The following is a 2,155-nucleotide window of genomic DNA, read 5'->3' on the forward strand; positions in this document are numbered from 1 at the left end:
GTCGAGTTCGATGTGCCGGTCCGGGCCGAGCCGACATCGTCTTACCGGACAACCGTCGACGACTGGCACGAGGCGATCGCCGAAATCTACGAGACCTTGATCCGCGACGAGCTTGCTGAGGACGGCTGCGGGGCCTTCCTGATCTGGGGCGACCCGTCGCTCTATGACAGCGCGCTACGTATCCTCGAACGCGTGCGCCTGAGGGGCAATGTCGCTTTCGAGCTCCAAGTCATCCCCGGCATCACCGCGATCCAGGCGCTGGCCGCCGCCCACGCGACCGCGCTCAACCGCATCGGCGATTCGATCCTGGTCACCACCGGGCGGCGACTGACCGAGGAAGGCCTGCCCGCCAATGCCGGCTCGACCATAGTCATGCTCGACGGCAAATGCGCCTTCAACATGCTGGCCGACAAGGACGTCCTCATCCAGTGGGGCGCCTATCTCGGCACGCCGGACGAGATCATCATTTCCGGCCGGCTCGGCGACGTCGGCGCCGAGATCGAGAAAGTCCGCGAGGAAGCCCGACGGAAGAAGGGATGGATCATGGATACGTATCTGCTGAGGAAATTAGGGGAGTAAGGGAGTAGGGCAGTAAGGCAATAGGGGTCACCGATTTGCGTGCGTAAAGCAGCCCAGGACGTCACATCCTACTGCCCTACTGCCCTGCTGCCCTGCTGCCCTGCTGCCCTGCTGCCCTACTGCCTCATCCCGCATCGATCTCCGCCTGCAAGGCCTGCATATGCACGGCGGCCGCGGATGAAGCGGCCCGCTCGATGGCGCGGAACCGGCTGACGACCGCCAAACCCACCGATGTCAGTTGCGCGCCGCCGCCTTTCTTGCCGCCGGTTTGCGCCGCGACCAGCGGCTTGCCGAAGACGCGGTTCATGTCCTCGACCAGATCCCAGGCATGCTTGTAGGACATCTCCATGCCGCGCGCCGCGGCCGAGATCGAGCCGAAGGCGGCGATCTGCTCCAGAAGCTCAATCTTGCCCGGGCCGATCCGGCCGTCGGGGTCGAGATTTATCCGCAGGCTCAGCGACGGCATTTCATCTCCTCGGATTTCACGGCATCACAATAGTCCCTGTAGAAGCTGAGCGCTATTCCAAATATACATAGCGACATGACCGAGCTCCTCAAACGTCGGCCTCGGCCGGCAGGCCGGCGCCGGTATTTGCGCGATCGAAGCTCACGGTCTTGATCACCGCGAAGACCTGACTTCCCAGCTTGAGGCCAAGCGCCTGCCGCGATTGCTCGGTGATCCGCGCGACCACCGCCGCGCCATGGCAATCGATGCCGATTTCGACCTCGGGCCCCTCGCCCGGCTTCATGCTGTCGATCGTTCCCGCCAGGATGTTGAGCGCGCTGAGGCCGGCGGGCCTCTCGACGGCGATCATCACGTCGCGGGCGCGGATGCGAATGCGCACCGCAGCGCCCGCCGCCCGCGCCAGTTTCGGCACCCGGATTTCGCCGGCCTGCGAGGCAAGCACCGTCATGCCGAAAGCCTCGTCATGACGCAGGACCTTGGTGTCGAGTACCGCTCCGCCCTCGCCGCGTTCCTCCGCCGGCAACAGGTCGAGCCGCTGCATGATCGCTTCTGTCGCTCCGGAAGCCGCGACCTTGCCTTGCGAAAGCACCACGACGTCGCTTGCCAGCCGCGCTACCTCGGCGACGGAATGGCCGACATAGACGATCGGGATCTTCGTCTCGTCGCGCAGCCGTTCGATATAAGGCAGGATCTCGGCTTTGCGCGCCTCGTCGAGCGAGGCGAGCGGCTCGTCCATCAGAAGCAGCTTCGGGCTGGCAAGCAGGGCACGGCCGATGGCGACGCGCTGCTTTTCGCCGCCCGACAGTTTCGCCGGCCGCCGGTCGAGCAGATGGCCGATGCCGAGCAGATCGACCACCGCATCCATCTTGGCGTAGCGTTCGGACGCCGGCGTGAACCAGCGGCCGTAGCGCAGATTGCCGGCGACGCTCATATGCGGGAACAGCCGCGCATCCTGGAACACCATGCCGATCCGCCGCTTGTGCATGGGCACAAAGATCCGCGCGGCGGTGTCGACCAGCACGCGTCCGTCGACCGAGATGCGGCCCTTGTCCGGACGGATCAGGCCCGCAATCAGGTTGATCAGCGTCGACTTGCCCGACCCCGAGGGCC

At 65.3% G+C, this 2,155-nt stretch carries 3 protein-coding genes; 1 reads left to right on the forward strand and 2 read right to left on the reverse strand.

The window, feature by feature from the left end; translation table 11 throughout:
- The coding region (gene cobF, locus EOD07_RS31835; protein ID WP_127238091.1) for a precorrin-6A synthase (deacetylating) at nt 1-579 on the forward strand (579 nt) is incomplete at its 5' end.
- Between the two features lie 124 nt (nt 580-703).
- Here the strand turns inward: cobF and EOD07_RS31840 are convergent.
- Nucleotides 704-1,045, reverse strand: coding sequence for a winged helix-turn-helix domain-containing protein (locus tag EOD07_RS31840; protein WP_042644082.1), 342 nt, complete (start codon nt 1,043-1,045; stop codon nt 704-706).
- Between the two features lie 88 nt (nt 1,046-1,133).
- On the reverse strand, nt 1,134-2,155 hold a 1,022-nt coding region (gene modC / locus EOD07_RS31845), incomplete at its 5' end, for a molybdenum ABC transporter ATP-binding protein (RefSeq protein WP_127238092.1).

This window comes from Mesorhizobium sp. M2C.T.Ca.TU.002.02.1.1, assembly GCF_003997225.1.

What these genes read in the sequence shown, in the direction of transcription:
- EOD07_RS31840 (WP_042644082.1), bottom strand. Translation starts at nt 1,045, where the DNA reads ATGCCGTCGCTGAGCCTGCGGATAAATCTCGACCCCGACGGCCGGATC.